General features: G+C 73.1%; 20 protein-coding genes and 1 tRNA gene. 6 read left to right on the top strand and 15 right to left on the bottom strand.

Going from position 1 to position 18,833, the window contains the following annotated elements:
* Positions 1-63 precede the first annotated feature (63 nt).
* On the top strand, positions 64-639 hold the full coding sequence (locus OG335_RS11635; RefSeq protein WP_405011012.1) for a transglycosylase family protein: 576 nt from the start codon (positions 64-66) through the stop codon (positions 637-639).
* Here OG335_RS11635 and OG335_RS11630 read toward each other — a convergent pair.
* Positions 564-1,367 carry an MBL fold metallo-hydrolase gene (locus tag OG335_RS11630; RefSeq protein WP_405011011.1) on the bottom strand — a complete coding sequence of 268 codons (804 nt, stop codon included), beginning with the start codon at positions 1,365-1,367 and terminating at the stop codon, positions 564-566. The genes OG335_RS11635 and OG335_RS11630 overlap by 76 nt on opposite strands.
* 342 nt (positions 1,368-1,709) lie before the next feature.
* Here OG335_RS11630 and OG335_RS11625 point away from each other — a divergent pair, with 342 nt between their 5' ends.
* From OG335_RS11625 to OG335_RS11605, 5 genes are all read left to right on the top strand, one after another.
* Positions 1,710-2,447: an alpha-ketoglutarate-dependent dioxygenase AlkB family protein gene (locus OG335_RS11625; RefSeq protein WP_405011010.1), complete on the top strand. Its 738-nt coding sequence runs from the start codon at positions 1,710-1,712 to the stop codon at positions 2,445-2,447.
* A gap of 223 nt (positions 2,448-2,670) precedes the next feature.
* A complete protein-coding gene (gene tesB / locus OG335_RS11620) occupies positions 2,671-3,534 on the top strand; it encodes an acyl-CoA thioesterase II (RefSeq protein ID WP_405011009.1) in 864 nt (287 codons plus the stop codon).
* Between the two features lie 85 nt (positions 3,535-3,619).
* Positions 3,620-4,447, top strand: a complete 828-nt coding sequence (locus OG335_RS11615; RefSeq protein WP_405011008.1) for a DUF1684 domain-containing protein — start codon at positions 3,620-3,622, stop codon at positions 4,445-4,447.
* A 34-nt stretch (positions 4,448-4,481) separates the two neighbouring features.
* Complete coding sequence (locus tag OG335_RS11610) at positions 4,482-5,852, top strand: MFS transporter (RefSeq protein ID WP_405011007.1); 1,371 nt, start codon at positions 4,482-4,484, stop codon at positions 5,850-5,852.
* A 153-nt stretch (positions 5,853-6,005) separates the two neighbouring features.
* A tRNA-Pro gene (locus OG335_RS11605) sits at positions 6,006-6,079 on the top strand.
* A 71-nt stretch (positions 6,080-6,150) separates the two neighbouring features.
* On the opposite strand, the gene OG335_RS11600 is transcribed toward OG335_RS11605, so the two are convergent.
* The 14 genes from OG335_RS11600 to OG335_RS11535 all read right to left on the bottom strand — a co-directional run bounded on the left by OG335_RS11600 (position 6,151) and on the right by OG335_RS11535 (position 18,820).
* Complete coding sequence (locus OG335_RS11600; protein ID WP_405011006.1) at positions 6,151-7,449, bottom strand: tyrosine-type recombinase/integrase; 1,299 nt, start codon at positions 7,447-7,449, stop codon at positions 6,151-6,153.
* Positions 7,449-7,625 (bottom strand): helix-turn-helix domain-containing protein, encoded by a 177-nt coding sequence (locus tag OG335_RS11595; RefSeq protein WP_405011005.1) that lies wholly within the window; start codon positions 7,623-7,625, stop codon positions 7,449-7,451. The genes OG335_RS11600 and OG335_RS11595 overlap by 1 nt, the downstream gene beginning before the upstream one ends.
* Positions 7,626-7,765: 140 nt before the next feature.
* Positions 7,766-8,866, bottom strand: a complete 1,101-nt coding sequence (locus OG335_RS11590) for an AAA family ATPase (RefSeq protein ID WP_405011004.1) — start codon at positions 8,864-8,866, stop codon at positions 7,766-7,768.
* On the bottom strand, positions 8,863-9,738 hold the full coding sequence (locus OG335_RS11585) for a DNA primase (RefSeq protein ID WP_405011003.1): 876 nt from the start codon (positions 9,736-9,738) through the stop codon (positions 8,863-8,865). Before OG335_RS11585 ends, OG335_RS11590 begins: the two co-directional genes overlap by 4 nt.
* 90 nt (positions 9,739-9,828) lie before the next feature.
* A complete protein-coding gene (locus OG335_RS11580; RefSeq protein WP_405011002.1) occupies positions 9,829-10,536 on the bottom strand; it encodes a hypothetical protein in 708 nt (235 codons plus the stop codon).
* A gap of 22 nt (positions 10,537-10,558) precedes the next feature.
* Complete coding sequence (locus OG335_RS11575; RefSeq protein WP_405011001.1) at positions 10,559-10,909, bottom strand: hypothetical protein; 351 nt, start codon at positions 10,907-10,909, stop codon at positions 10,559-10,561.
* Positions 10,906-12,444, bottom strand: coding sequence for a DNA cytosine methyltransferase (locus tag OG335_RS11570; protein WP_405011000.1), 1,539 nt, complete (start codon positions 12,442-12,444; stop codon positions 10,906-10,908). Before OG335_RS11570 ends, OG335_RS11575 begins: the two co-directional genes overlap by 4 nt.
* On the bottom strand, positions 12,441-13,031 hold the full coding sequence (locus OG335_RS11565; RefSeq protein ID WP_405010999.1) for a hypothetical protein: 591 nt from the start codon (positions 13,029-13,031) through the stop codon (positions 12,441-12,443). Before OG335_RS11565 ends, OG335_RS11570 begins: the two co-directional genes overlap by 4 nt.
* A 119-nt stretch (positions 13,032-13,150) precedes the next feature.
* Positions 13,151-13,645, bottom strand: coding sequence for a single-stranded DNA-binding protein (gene ssb, locus OG335_RS11560; RefSeq protein WP_405010998.1), 495 nt, complete (start codon positions 13,643-13,645; stop codon positions 13,151-13,153).
* A gap of 1,219 nt (positions 13,646-14,864) precedes the next feature.
* Positions 14,865-15,404, bottom strand: coding sequence for a hypothetical protein (locus OG335_RS11555; RefSeq protein WP_405010997.1), 540 nt, complete (start codon positions 15,402-15,404; stop codon positions 14,865-14,867).
* A 42-nt stretch (positions 15,405-15,446) separates the two neighbouring features.
* On the bottom strand, positions 15,447-15,653 hold the full coding sequence (locus OG335_RS11550; RefSeq protein WP_405010996.1) for a hypothetical protein: 207 nt from the start codon (positions 15,651-15,653) through the stop codon (positions 15,447-15,449).
* Between the two features lie 15 nt (positions 15,654-15,668).
* Positions 15,669-15,860 carry a hypothetical protein gene (locus tag OG335_RS11545; protein WP_405010995.1) on the bottom strand — a complete coding sequence of 64 codons (192 nt, stop codon included), beginning with the start codon at positions 15,858-15,860 and terminating at the stop codon, positions 15,669-15,671.
* 263 nt (positions 15,861-16,123) lie between these two features.
* Positions 16,124-18,448: an FtsK/SpoIIIE domain-containing protein gene (locus tag OG335_RS11540; RefSeq protein WP_405010994.1), complete on the bottom strand. Its 2,325-nt coding sequence runs from the start codon at positions 18,446-18,448 to the stop codon at positions 16,124-16,126.
* Between the two features lie 105 nt (positions 18,449-18,553).
* Positions 18,554-18,820 (bottom strand): hypothetical protein, encoded by a 267-nt coding sequence (locus OG335_RS11535; RefSeq protein ID WP_405010993.1) that lies wholly within the window; start codon positions 18,818-18,820, stop codon positions 18,554-18,556.
* Positions 18,821-18,833: the final 13 nt, after the last annotated feature.

Below are 18,833 nucleotides of genomic sequence, written 5' to 3'. Positions count from 1 at the left end.
GTTTTCGTGCGGTGGCTACGCTCGGGTGCTGTGTGCCCCGAGGCCCTGAGGGTGTTCCGTACGGTGTTCGCGCCCCTGATCCTGCTGCCGGGCGTGCTGGTGTCGGGCGTGCCGGTGTTGGGCGTGCCGGTGTTGGGCTGGTCGGCGTCGAGTGTGCGGGTGTCCGCGCCGGCGGCGGCGGCCGCCGACGCCGACCTTCCCACGCCCGATGCGGTGTGGGACGCCCTCGCCGACTGCGAGAGCGGCGGCGACTGGCAGGCGGACACCGGGAACGGCTACTACGGCGGCCTCCAGATCTGGCCGCCCACCTGGGCCGAGGCCGGCGGACTGCAGTACGCCGTCCGCCCCGACCTCGCCGCCCGGCGCGAGCAGATCACCGTCGCCGAGGAGATCCTGCGCCGACAGGGCTGGCAGGCCTGGGCGTCCTGCGCCCGGCAGATCGGCCTGCTGCCGCGGACCGGCCCAGGCCGCGACCCCGATCCCGGCCCCGGCCCAGGCCGCGACCCCGATCCCGGCCCCGGCTCCGGTCCCGGTCCCGGTCCCGGTCCCGGCCGCGGCGTCGCTCAGCCCCAGACCAGTTCGCCCTTCGCCACCTTCGTGCCGAGCTCGACGGCCACCGGCAGGCCCGCGTCCGGGTAGAGGCGCAGCATCGCCGTCTGGGCCGCGGCGGCGTCCGGCGCCTTGCCGAGCTCCCGCTCGAAGTCCTTCAGGTAGTCGCGCGTCCAGGTGATCGCCGAGGTGTCGGTCGGGGCGCCCGCCGTACGGTGCCCGGCCACCACCAGGGCCGGTTCCAGCGCCTCCATGGCGTCCAGCAGGTCGATCCAGGCGGCGCGCTGCGCGGGGTCGGGGGTGTCCGCCGTCCACACGTGCACGCCCTGGAAGAGCGCCACCCCGCCGAGCATCACCCGGCTGCGGTGCTCCCAGAGGAAGTGGTGGCCGGGCAGCTTCGGCTCGAAGCCGCGCACCTCGAACCTGTGCCCCTCGAACGTCACCACGTCACCGTCCAGCGGCTGCAGCCGCGGCGGCCGCGTCGGCAGCTCGCTGCCCAGGTGCGCCCAGACCGCCAGCTTGGCCGGGTACGTCTCCGCGATGTGCGCCACGACCTGCGGGTGGGCCACGAAGCGGGCGTCGGGGAAGGCGTTCTGCACCTCCTCGGTGCCGAAGTAGAAATCCGGGTCGCCGTGGCTCACCACGACCGTGCCGAGTGGCCGGCCGACGGCCCGGACGACCTCGGCGAGCCGCCGCCCGTCCGAACGGGTGAACCCGGTGTCCACCAGCATCGTCCCGTGGGCGCCCGTGACGAGCACGGCCGTCTTGTGCATCGACGACTCGGGGAGGTCGACGACGGCGAAGTCCAGCCTGCTCATACCGGCTCCTTCGGGGGCGCGGCGCGGCGCGGCGTACGCGCAGCGGCGGGGCGGGCGGGGAGCCCGGCGCCGCAGGGGCGGACCGGGCCTCCCGACCAGCGTGGGCCGCCGCGCCCGGCGCCGCATGTCGATCGGGCGGGAGCCGATCGGACGGGGGCCGATCGGACGGGAGCGATCGGACGGGAGCGATCGGACGGGAGCGATCGGACGGGGGTCGATCGGGCCGGGGACGGTCCGGCGGTCCCCCGGTGCCGTTCGGGCGCTGTACGGCACCGGGGGAGTGCGCCGCTGCCGACGGCCTCCGCGGGCTGGAAGGACTGGAACGGCTGGAAGGATGGGGGCATGAGCGGCGACCCCCTCCCGTTCCCGCGCGAGCGCGCCGACCCGGCCCCCGGCGCGGTGCACCTCCCCGACTGGCTGGCCCCCGCCGAACAGCGCCGACTCGTCGAGTCCTGCCGGGCCTGGGCGCGCCCGCCCGCCGGGATGCGGACCGTCCGGCTGCCCGGCGGCGCCGAGATGTCCGTCCGGACGGTCTGCCTCGGCTGGCACTGGTACCCGTACGGCTACGCCCGCACCGTCGTCGACGGGGACGGCACCCCCGTCAAGCCGTTCCCCGACGAACTGGGCGACCTCGCCCGCCGCGCCCTCACCGCCGCGTACGGCCCCGACGGCCGGGCCACGGTCGCCGGCACGGCCGGGTACGCGCCCGACATCGCCGGCACGGCCGGGTACGCGCCCGACATCGCCGGCGCGGCCGGGTACGCGCCCGACGTCGCCCTCGTCAACCACTACCCGCACGGCGCGCGGATGGGCCTGCACAAGGACAGGGACGAGCGCACCGACGCGCCGGTGGTCTCCCTCTCCCTCGGCGACACGTGCGTCTTCCGGTTCGGCAACACCGAGACCCGCACCCGCCCGTGGACCGACCTCGAACTGCGCAGCGGCGACCTCTTCGTCTTCGGCGGCCCCGCCCGGTTCGCCTACCACGGCGTCGTCCGCACCCTGCCCGGCACCGCCGACCCCGCGCTCGGGCTGACCGGGCGTCTGAACATCACCGTCCGGCAGTCGGGCCTGGCCTGACCACCGCTCGCCGCTCGCGGGACGGTGGCCGCCGCCCGCGGGACGGTGGCCGACACGCCTGCCCACGACACGCCGACGGCCGGAATCCCGGTGATCGACACCCCCGGGCGGCGGGAATTCCCCGATACGGAGGAGACTTCTCGGTAGACGTAGAAGGCGCCGGGCGCCGCCGGACCGGAGATCCCGGGACCGGCGGACGGCGGCCGGGAGAGGACACACGACCATGGGGACGCCCGTCGACCAGCTCGTCGACCTGCTCGACCTGGAGCAGATCGAGCTCAACATCTTCCGCGGCCGCAGCCCGGAGGAGGCCCTGCAGCGGACGTTCGGCGGCCAGGTCGCGGGGCAGGCGCTCGTCGCGGCCGGCCGCACCGTCGAGACCGGCCGGCCCGTCCACTCGCTGCACGCCTACTTCCTGCGCCCGGGCGTGCCCGGCGTGCCGATCGTCTACCAGGTCGACCGCATCCGCGACGGCCGCTCGTTCACCACCCGGCGCGTCCTGGCGATCCAGCAGGGCCGGTCGATCTTCGCGCTCACCGCCGACTTCCACCTGCCCGAGCAGGGCGGCATCGAGCACCAGGACGCCATGCCCGACGTGCCCGCGCCCGAGGACCTCCCCAGCGCCCTCGACGAGGTCGGGTCCCGCCTCGGCGAACTGCCGCCCTTCATCAGCCGCCGCCAGCCCTTCGACATCCGCTACGTCGACCGGCTGCGCTGGACGAAGGAGGACCTCGAAGGCGTCCAGCCGCGCAGCGGCGTCTGGTTGCGCACCAACGGCGCCCTCCCGGACGACCCGCTGATCCACGTCTGCGCCCTCACCTACGCCAGCGACATGACGCTCCTCGACGCGGTCCGCGCCCCCGTCGAACCCCTCTGGGGCGAACGCAACTTCGACATGGCCTCGCTCGACCACGCCATGTGGTTCCACCGGCCGTTCCGTGCCGACGAATGGCTGCTCTACCAGCAGGAGTCGCCGATCGCGCACGGCGCCCGCGGCCTCGCCCGCGGCGAGATCTTCGACCGCAGCGGGCAGCTGGTCGTGTCCGTCGTCCAGGAGGGGCTCTTCCGTCCGCTCGGACGGCGCTGACCGCCGCCCGCACCGTACTCGCCGCACCGCACGCCAGAGCAAGCCCGCCGCACCCGCCCCGCGCCGACGCCCAGGAGGACATCCGATGACCGCCGCCGAGACCGCCCTCGAATCCTGGCACCGCTGGACGGAGGCCCGCACCGCCGCCGCCGGAGCCCCGCACGGGCCGCTCGCCCTCGTCGGCACCCACTGGCTGGGGCCCGACCGCGAGCGCATCCCCGGCCTCCCCGGCGAATGGTGGGCCCACGACGGCACCGTACGGCTGCACGTCGAGGCCGCCGACGGCATCCTCCCCGAGGGCGGCGACGCGTCCGTGCACGGTGGCGCGTACCTGCACGGCGAGGTCGCCCTCCACCCCGACACCCACCCCGAGCCGCAGCGCGCCACCCACGGCGAGCTGCGGCTCGTGCCGATCGAACGCGAAGGCGAACTCGCCCTGCGGGTCTTCGACCCCGCCGCACCCGCCAGGACCGCCTTCGCCGGCATCGACACCTACCCGTACGCCCCCGACTGGGCCGTCACCGCCGTCTTCACGCCGTTCGAGCGCGGCGACCAGGCCCTCACCGTGCCCAACGCCGACGGCCGGGAGCGCCCCCTCGCGCTCGCCGGGCAGATCGCCTTCACCCTCTGCGGCGAGGAGCACGCACTCACCGTCGGCCGCTCCACCGGCGGCCGGCTCAGCGCCGTCATCGCCGACACCACCAGCGGCCACGAGACGTACCGCTTCCGGTTCCTCACCCTGCCCGCCCCCGACGCCGACGGCCGCACCGTGCTCGACCTCAACCGGGCCTTCCTGCCGCCCTGCGCCTTCGCCGACCACTTCATCTGCCCGTTCCCGCCCCCGGGCAACAAGCTCCCCGTCGCCGTGGAAGCCGGCGAACGGCACGTCGTCACCAAGGGGGAACCCGCCTGACGCCGGCGAAGACCCCTGGCCGACGATGGGGGGCATGCCCTCAGACCATCCCGCCGCCGCCCCGGCCCCCGGTGCCCCTGCCGACGACCACGCCTCCGCCGGTGACGCCTCCATACCCGTAGCAGGACCGGAACCCGTCCCGGCAACGCCGTCGCGCGGCCGCCTGGGCCGCGCCGCCCGCGGAGCCCTCGCCGACATCGGGCCCCTGCGCGACCACCCCGACTACCGGCGCCTCTGGTTCGGCCAGACCGTCTCCTCCGTCGGCCAGCAGATGACCGCCGTCGCCGTCGCCGTACAGGTCTGGGACCTCACCCGCTCCAGCTTCGCGACCGGCCTCGTCGGGCTCTTCTCCCTCGTCCCCCTCGTCACCCTCGGCCTCTGGGGCGGTGCCGTCGCCGACACCGTCGACCGCCGCCGCCTCGGCCTCGTCGGCTCCGCCGGCCTCGCCGTCGTCTCCGTCCTCCTCGCCACCCAGGCCGTCCTCGACCTCGGCGCCGTCGCCCTGCTGTACGCGGCCGTCGCCGCCCAGGCCGGATTCTTCGCCCTCGCCTCGCCCGCGCGGTCGTCGATGATCCCCCGCCTCGTGCCCAAGCACCAGCTCCCCGCCGCCAACGCCCTCAACACCGTCAGCATGAACCTCGGCATGACCGTCGGACCCATGCTCGGCGGCCTCCTCATCGGCGCGTACGGCGTGCAGTCCGCGTACATCGTCGACGCCGTCGCCTTCAGCGCCACGCTGTACGCCATGTGGCGCCTGCCCGCCATGCGCCCCCTCGGCGACCGCAAGGGACGCGCCTCCGTCCTCGACGGCCTGCGCTTCCTCGCCACCCGCCCCAACCTGCGCACGAGCTTCCTCGCCGACCTCGCCGCCATGATCTTCGGCCTGCCGCGCGCCCTCTTCCCCGCCATCGCCGCCGGTTTCTACGGCGGCGGCGCCGGCACCGTCGGCCTCCTGGTCGCCGCCCCCGCCGTCGGCGCCCTCTGCGGCGCGCTCTTCTCCGGCTGGGTCGGCCGCGTCCACCGCCACGGCGCCGCCGTCCTCGCCGCCGTCGCCGCCTGGGGCCTCGCCATCGCCGGCTTCGGCCTCGTCCACAACCTCTGGATCGGCCTCGCGCTCCTCGCCGCCGCCGGCTGCGCCGACACCGTCAGCATGATCTTCCGCAACACGATGATGCAGGTCGCCGCCCCCGACGAGATGCGCGGACGCCTCCAGGGCATCTTCATCGTCGTCGTCGCCGGCGGCCCCCGCCTCGGCGACTTCGAATCCGGCACCGTCGCCGCCCTCACCTCCTCCGTCACCATCGCCGTCGTCACCGGCGGACTCGCCTGCGTCGCCGCCGTCCTCCTCCTCGCCGCCCGCCGCCCCGCCTTCCTCCGCTACGACTCCCGCCACCCCACCCCCTGACCAGCCAACTCGCCACCACCCCCCACACCCGAAACCTGGCAGCGAGCACCCCTCCACGTGCTGTATTGTTTTCCACGTCGCCGGGAGACCGGAGGCAAGGTCAAGAAGCCGAAGATCACCGACCCCGGTCGGCGAACCGAAGCAACAGGACCACGGGACGTGGCGCAGCTTGGTAGCGCACTTGACTGGGGGTCAAGGGGTCGCAGGTTCAAATCCTGTCGTCCCGACAGTGGTCGGAGAGCCGGAGACATAGTCTCCGGCTCTTTTGACATCCACGGGTGACATCAGCCCCGTCTGATCAGCGCTTCGCCGGCACCCCGGCGGCCGGCCCCTCTCCGTCCTCGGGGTCGTCCGTACCGGCCTCGGCGACGATGCCGAGCGCGTCGTCCATCCGGTCCGCCGCCTCGCGCAACGTCGTCTGCATGACGTGCGCATAGGTATCCAGAGTCATGGTGATGGTGCTGTGCCCCAGCGTCTCCATGATGGTGCGAACGGCGACCCCCTCGGCGAGCATCAGCGAGGCGCAGGTGTGCCGCAGATCGTGCACCCGGATCCGCCGCACATTGGCCGCGGCACAGAGCGCCGCGAGGCTGCGGTTCAGGTTCCGCGGGTCCAGTGCCGTGCCGGTCAGCGTGGTGAAGACCAGCCCCTCGGGCTGGATGTCGAGGGGCTGCCACTCCATGCCCGCCTCGGCGCGCTCCTGGAGCTGTTCCTCACGCCGCTTTCGCAACTGGGCGACGCAGGAAACCGGCAACGCGATCGTGCGCAGGGAGCGGGCCGTCTTGGGGGTTCCGAACACCAGGCTGCCCTTCACCCGCTGAAGGTTGCGCCGCACCCGGAACTGCCGCGCATTGAGGTCGATGTCCGACCAGGTCAACGCGAGCACCTCGCCTCGCCGCAGGCCCGTCGAGACGAGCAGCAGCCAGAGCGGGTAGAGCCGGTGGTCCCGTGCGGCCCGCAGCAGGAGACGTACCTCGGCCGCGTTGAGCGGCTGGACCTCCTTGTGGGGCACGGAGGGACGCTCCACCAGTCGGGCCACGTTCCGGGCCAGCAGTTCCTCGCGCACGGCGTTCTGCAGCGAGGAACGGAGCACGGCATGGGCGTACTGGACCGTGCGTGCCGAGGGGCGCCGCTCGCAGCACTTCCCGATCGCGCAGCACTCGCGCTTGTCGGAGGCCCGGTTGTGGTCGACGCGGCGCAGGCAGCAGAGGCAGCCGGCGCGGAAGTCAGCGAGGAAGCGGCGCACATCCGCCGGAGTCAGCCTGTTGAGCGGCTTCCGGCCGAGTGCGGGAACGATGTAGACCCGCGTGATGGGTTCATAGCTCGACATGGTCGAGGGCTTGTACCGCTCGGGCGCCACGGTCCGGAGCCAGTAGTCCAGGTACTTGTCGACCGGCATGCTGGACGTGATGGCGGGGATGCCCTGGCGGGTCTTCTCCTGCATCTCCGTCAGCTTGTCGGCGACCTCGGCCCGGGTCTTGCCGTAGACCCACTTGCGGGCGCGGGTGCCGTCGGGCTTGTAGACGTACGCGGCGGCGGCGTAACGCCCGTCCTTGCGGCGGGTGATGGTGCCTTCGCCGTTGGCTCGCTTGGCCATCAGTAGTTCTCCTCGATTCGCTGGCGCATGTAGGCGGTCACGTCTGCGGCGTCGAAGCGCCGGCAGCGGCCGATGGTGAAGCTGGGAAGCGCTCTCGACCGGATGAGGTCGTAGACCTTGCTGCGGCTGAGCCGGAGCGCAGCCATGACCTCGGGCACGGTCAAAGCGGCGGGCATTGCGGTGGACAAGGGGCTCCTCCGGGTGGTCGGTGACTCCTGGGCAGGGCTGTCACTGTGGTGTCACTGGCATTTGCACAGGTCAGCGGCCTGCGGTGACATGAGTGACAGCTGTGACAGTCGGGGGGTGGTTCGGTCTGTCACACCGGCTTGGGGACGACGTAGGCGCCGCTGGCGTCGGTGTGGAGCTGGCCGTCCTTGGCCATGCGGGTGCACGTCTGGCGGGTGTTGGCGTAGTCGAGGCCGGTGGCGTCGGCGATGTCCTTGGGCTTGGCGCCGGGGTGGTGGCGGACGTGGGTGAGGATGGTGGCGCGGGTGTCGCCGATGGTGTGGTCGGTGGCGGGGCCGTCGAGGAGCTGCCAGTGGCCGGTGTCGGGCTGGAAGGCGAGGGCGTGTTCGTTCTCGTCGACGTCGCGGCCGGTGATGTGCAGGACGCCGTCGGCTTTGCCGCGTGAGCGCTTGAGGACGAGGGTGGCGTCGGCTGCGCCGGCGAGGCCGTTGGTGCCGGAGACCTCGGCGAGGAAGTCGTCGGAGCCCATCTTGCGGACGTGGTGGACGAGGATCGTGGCGACGGAGTGGCGGTCGGCGACCTGTTTGACGTGGCCGATGGCGGCGTAGTCGGCGTCGTAGGCGGCGGTGCCGGGGGCGGAGTTGCCGCGGACCTTGGCGAAGACGTCGATGACGACGAGGCGGGCGCTGGGGTTCTGGGTGAGCCAGCGGTCGAGGGCGTCGGCGCCGCCCTGGGGGAGTGGCGGGAACTCGGTGACGAGGGTGAGGTCGCGGGGTGCGGGGCGTCCGGCGAGGAGTTTGCCCATGCGGGTCTTGAGGCGGCGTGGGGTGTCTTCCAGGGCGAGGTAGAGGACGGGGCCGGGTTCGACGGGGACGGTGCCGAAGGCGGGGCGGCCGGCGGCGACGTCGAGGCCCAGGCCCAGGGAGAGCCAGGACTTGCCGACCTTGGGTGGTCCGGCGAGCAGGCTGACGCCTTCGGCGAAGAACCCGGGGACGGCCCAGCGGGGTTCGGGGAAGTCGGTGGCCATCAGGTCGGCGGCGTTCCACACGGCGCGGGGCCTGGGCGGCGCCTGAGGGGCCGTGGGGGCGGCCTGCGGCGGTTCGGGTGCCGTGTCGGCCCACGGGTCCGTGGTGGGGTCAGTTTCGTCGGGCCAGGGGGCGTCCTGCGAGTCGTTCACGACGCGCAGGTGCGGGGCGGGGCGCGGGTTGTCGGGGCCTGCGGGGCGGGTCATGCGGTGTGTCCGGCCTGGGCGAAGCCGTTGGTGACGGCGCGGGCGGCGTAGTCGGCCGGGACGCCGACGGATTCGGCGGCGTCCATGAGGTGGCGGGCGATGGTGTCGAGGTCGCAGGGGCCGGGGCACTGGGAGTGCTGGGCGGCCAGGAAGCGGGCGACGCCGAAGGTCTGGGAGCTGGCGCCGGACTTCCGGTGGGCCCGGATCTTGGCGATGCCGTGCTGCAGGCCCCGGTTCAGGTAGCTGTCGGTGTGGCGGCACCCGCCGCTTCCACTCCGGGACCACCGTGCCGCGGTGGGAGAAGAGACCACCCGGCCGCCCGGCGGGGGAGGGGTGGTCTCTTCCTTGCGCGCCAGGGCCTGGACGGAGGCCGGAAGCCGGGCGATGGTGCCGGTGCCGGGGCCGAGCCAGCGGGCGTACGCTGCATGCGACTTGATGTCCACGCCGGGTCGGACGGAGTTGGCGGAGGGCATGACGCCGCGGTAGATCCAGTGTTGGCCGCGGGTGGTGGGCACGGTGCGCGTCGCGGGCAGGGTGGCCTGGGCCCAGGCGACGGCGTCGTGGGTGTCGAGGTCGAGGACGGTGACTCCGGCTCCGCCGGGGTGGTAGGCGAGGCCGTGGGCCTCGCGCCAGGCCGGTGCCCAGGCGGGTCCGGTGAGGACGGCGGGGTCGGTGGTGGCGGCGGCCCATGCGTGGCACGGCGCCGGGCAGATGCACGGGCCGGCGCTCTTCATGTTCGGCCGTCCTCCGCAGGCGTTGCCCACGCACTGCGGGCAGTTGCCGAGGGGAAGTTTCCCCGCCCGGAGCATCAGCACGGGGACGCCCGTCCGGGCGAGGGCGAGGGCGTCGGCGAGCAGGTGGTGTGCGGGCATGGTGCGGCCTTCCGTCATGGTGCGGGCTCGGGGAGGGAGGCGGGCCGGTGCTGCTGGACACGGCACCGGCCCGCCGCGCGGGGGTGGTGCTCAGGCCGCGGTGAGGTGTCGGCTGGTGGCCGCGATGGCGTTGAGGGTGTCGGTCCAGGTGGTGCGCAGGGCGGTGCGGTCGTGGCGCTCGTCGTCGGGGGCGCCGGGCCGGTCGTCGTGGCGGATGGGCATCTGGAGGCCGAGGAAGTCGTGGCCGGCGGCGACGAGCAGGGGCTTGCGGGGCCCGGCGGACCAGGTGGTGAGCGGTTCGTACCGGTTCGTGGGGGCGTGGGCCCAGCGGGCGAGGAAGGCGGCGCTGTAGTGCGCTTCCTCGGTGAGCTGGGGTTCGGCGGCCAGGGCGGTGGCGAACAGGGGCCGCCACTTGGGGAAGTGGCCGGCGAGCGGGGCGTTGGCGGACAGCCGCAGGGAGCGGGTGCCGTCGCTGACGGTCAGCGAGCCGTCGGGGGTGCGGGTGGTGGGCCGGTCGTGGGTGAGGGTGAGTTCGGCGGCGTGGCGGCGGGTGGGGCACAGGGCCCGCAGGGCGGTCAGGTCCGTGCGGGCGATGACTGCGGACCAGGTGTCCTGAGTGGTCTCGGGGGCTTTGCGGCGGGTGAGGGCGAAGGTGTAGCGGTCGGTGGCGCAGGCGTACAGGTGGGTGCCGGTGGCTTCCAGGTAGATGCCGTTCAGGACGGGCAGGGTCTCGTCGGTGCCGATGTGCGGGGTGAGCTGCCGGATGATCGTCGGCAGGTCGGGGAGGGTGACGCTCACGGTGGGTGCCTCCGGTTCGGGGTCAGAACAGGGCGTCCGGCTCGGTGGCCGGGGCAGTGTCGTGCCGGGCCTTGCGGGCGGTGCGCTGGGCTGCGTCGTGGCAGGCGGGGCACCAGGCGGCGAGGTCGCGCTTGGGCAGTGCGGCGGCCTGGTGCGCGGGCAGCAGCAGGGTGGCGGGTTCAGCGGGGGCGGCGATGAGGTGGACGGTGCCGCCGTGGTGCTGCTGGTGGCCGCCGTGTTCGCGGTTGCAGCGTCCGCCGTCCTTGGCGTGGGACTTGCCGCAGGCTCCGCGGCACTGGCAGCGGCCCGCTGCCGCGGCCAGGACGGCCTGCCACAGGTCGGCGCCGGCCAGGGGCGGGGTGCGGCCGGTCACCGCAGGTCCGCCGGTTCGAGGTCGTGGCCGGTGACGGCCTCGACGAGGGCGGAGACGAGGACTTCGGCGACGGGCGGGGTGACGGCGTTGCCGTACTGGCGGACCTTCTCGCGCTTGGTGCCGAGCACCGTGTACCGGGCGGGGAAGGCCATGGCTGCGCCGATCTCGCCGGGCTCCAGCATCCGGAACAGCACGTCCTCGACCGCCACCCGGGGGCCGTTGACGAGCGCGTACCGGTCCCGGGTGGTCAGTGCCCCGATAGGGTCGGCGACCGGGCGGGCGGTGGTGTTGCCGTAGTAGGGCAGCAGCAGCGACGACCAGTCCGGTGCGGTGTTGTTGGCGGTGACGAGGCCGTGGTGGTTGCCGGAGGCGGTGACGGTGGCGAGCGCGTCCAGCACCGGGCGCGCGTCCGAGGATCCGCCGCGCAGTTCGGCGATGAACGGCAGCCAGGCGAGGCCGGTCTCGTTGCGGGCGGTCTGGGTCCGCAGCGGCTCCGACGCCGGAGCGGCGCTCTTGCCGTCGCGGCCCTCGGCGGGGACGAGCAGCGGCGGGACGGCGAGGCCGTCGTTCTCCCGGGTGGTCCGGGCGGGCGCCGGGCCGGTGACGGGGGAGGCGTCCTCGCGCCAGGTGCCGCCGGCCGGGGTGAGCAGCGGCACCGCGTACCTGGCCAGTCCGGCGCGGACGCGGTCGAGGGTCTTGGGGGACAGTTCGCGTTTGCGGTCGCCGATCGGCGTGCCCGGGAGGGTCCAGTCGATCGCGGACGCGGCCGGGAGCACGGGGGGTTCGAGGACGGCGTTGCGGCAGGTGACGTGGGGGCAGCGGTAGAGGTACTGCTGGCGGTAGCGGCCCATGTCGGCGCCGGGCTTCTTGAAGGCTTGCACCGCCCGCACCACCTGCTCGCAGCCGGGGCACCACGCCGTGGGGCGCAGCCACTTGTCCCAGTCCGGGTCGCGTCGGAGGTCGGCGTGCCAGTAGGCGAGGTAGAGGCGGTCTCGGGACTGGGGGGCGGGGGTGGTGGTGCGGGGTCGGGCGTGCATGGAGTTGAGGGCGATCAGCCGGGTGCGGTACCCGAGGGCCCGGATGTCGCCGACCCATGCGGTCCACAGGTCCCAGGCGCGGACGTCGATGACGTTCTCGACGACGCCGGCGAGGACCGGTTTGCCGCGGGCGGCCGTGGCCTCCAGGTAGCGGGGGACGTCCCACATGAGGGCGCGGGAGCGGTCGGTGGCGGGGTCGGGGAGGGTTTCGCCGAACAGGTCGGGCTGCTTGTCGAAGTCGCGGGCCTTGCCGCGGGCGTTGGACCACTTCGGGCATTCGGGGGAGGCCCAGAACAGGTCGGCGGCGGGGAAGGCGGCGACGTCGGTGTCGTGGAGGTCGCCGAGGAAGTGGTCGGCGGCGGGGAAGTTCGCGGCGTGGGAGGCGATGGCCTTGTCCCAGTGGTTCGCGGCGAGGACCGGGGTGACGCCGGGGACGGCGGCGGCGCCGGTGGAGGAGCCGCCGGCGCCGCAGAAGAAGTCGATGTAGGTCAGGGTCACCGTGCACCCCCGGCGAGCAGGTCGGTGACCAGGTGGGCGTGAGTGTTGGCGAAGCGGACGAGTGCGGCGAGGGTGTGCTTGGCCTCCACGGTCATACGCGGGCCCGGCTCGTGGGTGCTCGGCTCGCTGATCAGGTCGCCGGGGACGGGGATGGCGAGGTGTGCGGTGGCGGACAGGGCCGGGCGGGTGGAGGTATCCGGCTGGACCAGGATGGGCCACCGGTGGTCGTCGGCCCAGGCGTTGGTCAGGTCGTGCCAATCGGTGAGGCTGTGCGGGCGGTGGGCGAGGTGGTGGTGGCGCAGGGGTACATCGATGTGCAGGACGAGGCCGCCGTTCTCGTCGACGGCGGGCGCGAGGTGGTGCAGGTCGGGCCGGATCCGGACGTAGCCGGGGGACATGATGGGGCCGGTGGCGATCCGCCACACGGCCGCGGCGAACGCGGGCGCGGGGAGCGGTCCGTCGTCGTCGTGCAGGTCGCGGGCGTGCTGGGTGAGGTAGACGCCGAAGCGGGAACGGCCGTCGGAGGCGCGCTCGCGGTCGGTGGTGTCGTCGAGGACGGCGAGCGTGCGGGTGCTGAACTCGGGCATGCTGGTCTTCCTGCTCTCGTGGGAACGGGACGGGACGGGCCCCGCGGCAGCCGCCTCTCTGCCAAGAAGCCGGAGGCTGCCGCGGGGCTTTCGTGCTGCTCGGAGGGGCGACGCCGTGCCTAGAACGGCGGCTCGGCACCGGAGTTGCCGCCGGTCGGGGCCGGGCCGAATCCGGCCCCGACCGGGGCGGGGGCGGCGTTCGCCCATGGGTCGGCGGCCGGAGCGGCATTGCCGCCGTTGCTGGTGCGCTGGGTCTTGGTGACCTTGGCGGTGGCGAACTTGATGCTGGGGCCGATGTCGTCGAGGTCGAGGCCGAGCATGGAGCGGTTCTCGCCCTCGGGGGTCTGCCAGTTGTGCTGGACGAGGCGCCCGGTGGCGACCACGCGCATGCCCTTGGTCAGGGTGTCGGCGGCGTGTTCGGCGGTCTCGCGCCAGGCGGTGGTGCGCAGGAACAGCGCGGTGCCGTCCTTCCACTGCCCGGTGGTCTTGTCGTAGGTGCGCGGGGTGGAGGCGATGGTGAAGCGGGCCATCGCGACGCCGGCGGGGGTGAAGCGGAGTTCGGGGTCGTCGGTGAGGTTGCCGACGACGGTGATCGGGGTCTCTCCCACGGACACGGGTGCCTCCAAAGGGGCGTTCGGGTGTCGGGAGCGGGTCTGTCCGTCCCCCGCACCGCCCGACATCCGCATGGGGATGGGTGTCGGGCGGAACAGCGGTCGGCACAGGCAAACAGCGCTAGAGGAACGTCTCTGGCACTTGCATGCAGCCGGGCTCCATGCACGGCGGCGGAACGGATTTCAAATTCCATCCCGGAATTACCGCAGTCCTGGGGGGCATGAAGAATTCATCACCGCTCTCCAGGATGATCATCGTTTGGGATTCGGCCGGATGTACGTCGAGGATGATCCAGCGATCCCCGGAGCGACTACGGCAGAAAACTACACAAACTTCCCTTGCCCTTCCGTTGAGGAGTTGAAGGCCGTGAACATGGTTTTTGGTGTTCACTGTTGGGGATGCTTCGCGGAATGTCGGACGCCACGGTGACACCGGGGTGTCTACCCAACTGCCCCCCTGCCTGGCGGGGCCGGGCCACCCATTCCTGGTGAACGGATAGCGCCTCGGGTCAGCCTGGATTCCCATGCTTGGGCGCATCTCTGAGGCGGCGACGAAAGTTCGATGGAATGTGAGATCGTCGGTGGCGAAGGTTACTCTGGCCCGGCGCCCCCGCTTGCTGAGAAATGTTCCGTGGAGCAGGCCCCACCCGTCAGGTGTGGGAGCGAGACCTGCAGAGGAGCACCAGGAGAAATAATCTGTACCAATTTCGGCGGAACTATCCGGAGAGAGCTCGGAGTGCTCCTTGAGCCGCGGGTCACGGAGCTCGGCTGAAATCCTCACAGGAGAAATCCTGTGGAGCGTTGCTGGAGGGTTCCTTTTCTGCTTCACCTGCTTCATGCCCTGAATTTTGTCGGACGCGGGCGAGCCTCCGCCAGCGAGGTTTTGCCAGCGGTTCCTCGCGGACGTTCAGGGGTTGTGAGCTGCGCTTATTGTCTGACGTGGGCCTCGATGCCCTCTTCGGGGCCACCCCTGGGTGGAAACCCGTTGCGAAGTCGTTATGTTGCCGCACCGGGCGGGGGCTTCGGTCGGTGGGGGCAAGTGGGCTCTTGAGCACTCATGTTGGCCGCAGCTGGATCGAGCACCCTTTCCTCCTGAGGTTTTTGAGGAGCCGTGGCAGGCGGCGATGGCGGTGAGGAGGTCGGGCCGCTTCCCGGCGTAGGAAGTGCGGCCCGTCGGGTGCGGGTCCGCGCCGCTGGAGGAAGGGATTGGCCCTCTGGTCGGTCAGCCGTGGGCGCGGGCGGCGGCGATGTCGAGGGCGCGGTGGACCTGGGCCGGGGTGCGGCCCTCGGTGTCGTTCCAGCGGTCGACGGAGCGGACGGTGGGGTCCTGGGTGGTGAACTGCTCCATGAGGAAGCGGCGGGCGCGCATGGCGGTGGCCTCGGTGCCGTATCCGGCGGTGAGGACGGCGAGCTGTGCGCCGAGCAGGCAGCGGCGGCCCTGCTCGTCCCACAGCCGGCCCTGGCACCAGCCGTGGACGGTGAGGTAGCGGGAGAGGAGGCGCAGGTGGGTGGCGGTGTCGATCGGGACCGGGGCGGGCGGGCGGCGCCGCAGCCGGTCCAGTGCCGTGGGCTGCGGGCGGGTCAGGCCCAGGTCCCAGGCGATCGGGGCCCGGCCGTGGGCGCAGACGGCCGGGACGGCGGGCCGCAGGGGTGCGGGCTGGGTGGCGAGGTAGGCCTCGATCTCGCGGACCAGGGCGCCGCCGTCGGCGGTGAACGCGAGGTCCGGCAGGCCGAGCAGGGCGGCGGTGCGGGTTGCGGGCATGGGTGGTTCCTCCGTTCGTTCGGCCGGTGGCGGCGCGGATGGTCAGCGGGTCTGCTGGATGAGTGCGCCGAGAAGTTCGGGCCGATTGGCCGAGCCGAGGTAGCGGCCCTGACCGGTCCACAGGTGCCACCACTGGCCCGGGTGGGTGGTGCTGGCGGTGTGGGCGCAGGTGACGTCGCCGTAGGCGAAGACGTCGAGGACGGTGTCCTGCTCGGGGCCGGGCTCGGTGCTGCTCGCGTCGGTGGGCATGGCGGATCCCTTCGTTCAGTGGAGGTTGGCGAGGGAGTGGAAGAGGCCGGTGATGGCGTGGTTCACGGCGGGGGCGATGCCGGTGGAGGCGAGGTAGAAGCCGAACAGCGCGGCGACGGTCGCGCCGCTGAGGGTGACGGCCTTGAAGCGGAGCATCAGGGCGAGCGCGACGCCGAACAGCAGGGCGGCGGACACGGTGAACAGCACGAGCGGGTCTCCCTTCCCGGGAGGCTTGTTTGGGTGGATTTGGGCAGGTCGGCGCGCCCTGACGGACCTTCGCCGGCGCGGGATCGCCGCAGGTCGCAGGGGTGCCGGTTGCGGTCCGACCCCTGCCGGAGGGCGCCCAGGGGGGTGCGTTCCGGCAGGGGTCGGCAGGGGTACTGACCGGGCGTGCGGGGCTGTGACCTGCGACTTTCCAATGCCGGCGAAGGTCTGTCAGGGGTGCAAACCGGGACAGGTCGGCCTGCGGGTCAGTCGGTGCCGTTGAGGCGGGAGGCTGCCGCGCGCAGGTCCGCCAGGGTGTAGCCGTTGGGCCGGGAACCGTCCGGGAGGGTGATCCGGACTGCCTCCAACTCGACTCCGAGGTCGGCCAGTTCACTGCGCAGGGCCTTGCCGGAGCGAGACAGCCACGCGGCGTCGCTCTCGCTGCCGGCGCGGCCGTAGCGGCCCGGGTCGGTGCCGGCGAGGTGGCCGAGCAGGTCGGCGCTGCTGATCACGCCGTCGCCGGTGGCCTCGGTGGCCCGCGCCATGTGGTCCAGGACGGTGCGGCGGACCATGGAGCCGAGGCCGTCGGTGCCGCCGGCGGCGGCGCTGACGCCGGTGGTGCGGGCCATGGCGGCCTCGATGGGGTCGTCGTAGTGGCCGGGCAGGCATCCGGCGGCCTCGCGCAGTTCGATGCCGCGTTCGATGAGGGGGAGGATCTCGCCCGCGGCTTCGTCGATGAACAGGGACCGGACCTCGATGACGCCGGTGTCGGGGGTGGTCAGCCAGGCGCGTCCGCGGCTGGTCTTCTCGATGGGGATTTTGGAGGCGTCGTAGCCCTGGCCGACCATGCCGTCGCCGAGGACGACGTTGGAGGCGCCGGGGGATTCGACGCGCATGGCCATGCGGGCGGAGAGGTTGCCGCGCAGGCGGGGGGTGACGATCTCGGCCTCGGGGTACTGGGTGGCGAGCGCCAGCACGATGCCGACGGCGGCGCCCACGGCGGCGATCTGGGCGAGGAGTTCGGTGATCTCCTCGGCGTACTTGCCGGAGGGGCCGTTCTTGGCGGTGTAGGTGGCGAGTTCGTCGATGATGACCAGTTCGATGCCGCCGAGCTTGTCGATCAGCTTCTCGTTCGCCTTGGAGAGTCCGGCCTCGACCAGGATTTCGGTGCGGCGGTTCATCTCTTCCACCATGAGGCGGAGGAACTTGACGAGGCGGGCGGGGTTGCGGCGTACGAAGGTGGCCAGGGCGCGGGCGTGGGGGACGTACTCGCCGGCGCCCTTGCCGTCGAAGAGCCGGATCCGTACCCGGGGGTCGAGCATCGCGGCGGCGAGCAGGTTGGCCAGGCCCATGCCCTTGCCGGAGCGGGTGGCGCCGGCGAACAGGAACGAGTAGTCCGAGAGGGTCGGGCGCAGGACGTTGCCGCGCTTGTCGAAGGCGAGGGGGAAGCCGTCGCGCCAGGTGTTCACCTGCTTGGCGCGGGCGGCGACGAGCGGGTTGCGGCGTGTGGCGAGGAACGGGTTCTGGCCGCAGGCCCAGATCGCCATGCGGCGGCCGTTGGAGCCGACCTGGCGGATGTCGAGGTTGGTGCGGTCGATGCCCATGGCGGCGGCGATCTCGTCCGCCCGGTCGCGGGCCTTCTTCACGGTCACGTCGGGCAGGTCGATGACGGCGTGCCAGGCGTTCGGCACCGCGGGGTCGATGGCGCACGGGGTGACCATGGTGAGGCGCTGGTTGTCGCCGATCACGCGGGCGGCCTTGAACGCCCGGTCGAGCATCGACTCGGTGAGCGGGTCGCCGTCCGAGAGGGCCCGCACCTCGGCGTCCCAGACGGTGTCCCGGTCGGGCTTGCGGCCGAGGAACGCCTCGACCGCGAGCACCGTGCCGAGGCCGAGCAGCAGGCCGGCGCCGCCGAGCGCGACGTACGCGGCGAGGACGGCGGTGATGGGGAGGCCGTAGGCGACGAGGGCGCGGGCGAAGCGGATCCGGCGCCGGTTGGACTTGGCCTTCTTGTGTGCGGCGACGGCCGCCACCGCGACGGCGAGGGCGGCCTCGGACTGCTTCTGCGCCAGGGCCCGGTCACCGGGCAGCAGGGTGAAGCGGGCGCGGCGGGCGAGGTCGCGGGCCTCGCGGGTGGCGATGTGGGCCTGGTGGCCGGCGGCCTGCACGTGGGCGCCCTCGAACCCGGCCGTCCACCGGGCCGAGCGCCGTATCCCACGGAAGGCCTGGGCGCCATGCCCGCGGTCGGTGCGCTGCCGGGCCAGCCACCGCCGCAGGGCGCGGCGGGCCTGGGTGGAGCGGGCACGGGCCATCGTGCGCCGCCCGTCGCGGGTGCGGATCCACTGCGGCATCAGCGGCCGGTCCCCGGCCACGTCCTCCCGCCCGCTCGCCGCCACCACCGGCGCCACCGGCAGCGGGGCGGTGTCCTGCGGCAGGTACACCGAGTCCACGACTGCGTCCTCGGCCGGGGCGGGCTGCGGAGTGTTCTTGGTGCGGCGGCCGGGGAACGGCAGCACCTCGCCACCGCCACCGTTCGGGGTGTTCGCGGCGGGGGCGGGCGGGCCGCTCGGGGCGTGTTCCTCGTGGTTCACTTCAGGTTCCTTCCTCACTGCTCAGTGGTGCGGAAAGGGGCCCCGGGCGGCCGTTCGATGCTTGGCGGCTTGGCGGCCGCCCCGAGGTGTGATGCCAGTGACGCGTCAGCCCTGGTCGCCGGTGGCGGGCCAGGGGATGGAGCGGCAGTCGGCGGCGTGCCTGTTGGCGGCGTCGCGGGCGGTGTGGCGCTGGGTGCTGCCGAAGCTGTCGGTCCGGCAGCCGAGGCACAGCCACTTGAAGGCCAGTTCGGGGCCGTTCAGGTCGGCGGCCTCGGGGTGCTGGAACAGAGAGACCAGGGCGGAGCCGAGGGTGAGGAACACGGCCTCGGTGCCGACCGGCAGCCCGGTGACGGGGTCCTTGCGGATGAACATGCGGATCTCCTGT

The organism is Kitasatospora sp. NBC_01539 (genome assembly GCF_045040525.1).
Lineage (GTDB): Bacteria > Actinomycetota > Actinomycetes > Streptomycetales > Streptomycetaceae > Kitasatospora.
Note: the sequence above shows the minus strand (reverse complement) of the source record. Positions and strands in the feature narration are given on the sequence as shown.

Excerpts from the sequence above, each read along its gene's own strand:
- OG335_RS11630 (WP_405011011.1), bottom strand. The coding sequence starts at position 1,367 with ATGAGCAGGCTGGACTTCGCCGTCGTCGACCTCCCCGAGTCGTCGATG.
- OG335_RS11625 (WP_405011010.1), top strand. The coding sequence starts at position 1,710 with ATGAGCGGCGACCCCCTCCCGTTCCCGCGCGAGCGCGCCGACCCGGCC.
- tesB (WP_405011009.1), top strand. The coding sequence starts at position 2,671 with ATGGGGACGCCCGTCGACCAGCTCGTCGACCTGCTCGACCTGGAGCAG.
- OG335_RS11615 (WP_405011008.1), top strand. The coding sequence starts at position 3,620 with ATGACCGCCGCCGAGACCGCCCTCGAATCCTGGCACCGCTGGACGGAG.
- OG335_RS11610 (WP_405011007.1), top strand. The coding sequence starts at position 4,482 with ATGCCCTCAGACCATCCCGCCGCCGCCCCGGCCCCCGGTGCCCCTGCC.
- OG335_RS11600 (WP_405011006.1), bottom strand. The coding sequence starts at position 7,449 with ATGGCCAAGCGAGCCAACGGCGAAGGCACCATCACCCGCCGCAAGGAC.
- OG335_RS11595 (WP_405011005.1), bottom strand. The coding sequence starts at position 7,625 with ATGCCCGCCGCTTTGACCGTGCCCGAGGTCATGGCTGCGCTCCGGCTC.
- OG335_RS11590 (WP_405011004.1), bottom strand. The coding sequence starts at position 8,866 with ATGACCCGCCCCGCAGGCCCCGACAACCCGCGCCCCGCCCCGCACCTG.
- OG335_RS11585 (WP_405011003.1), bottom strand. The coding sequence starts at position 9,738 with ATGCCCGCACACCACCTGCTCGCCGACGCCCTCGCCCTCGCCCGGACG.
- OG335_RS11565 (WP_405010999.1), bottom strand. The coding sequence starts at position 13,031 with ATGCCCGAGTTCAGCACCCGCACGCTCGCCGTCCTCGACGACACCACC.
- OG335_RS11555 (WP_405010997.1), bottom strand. The coding sequence starts at position 15,404 with ATGCCCGCAACCCGCACCGCCGCCCTGCTCGGCCTGCCGGACCTCGCG.
- OG335_RS11550 (WP_405010996.1), bottom strand. The coding sequence starts at position 15,653 with ATGCCCACCGACGCGAGCAGCACCGAGCCCGGCCCCGAGCAGGACACC.
- OG335_RS11535 (WP_405010993.1), bottom strand. The coding sequence starts at position 18,820 with ATGTTCATCCGCAAGGACCCCGTCACCGGGCTGCCGGTCGGCACCGAG.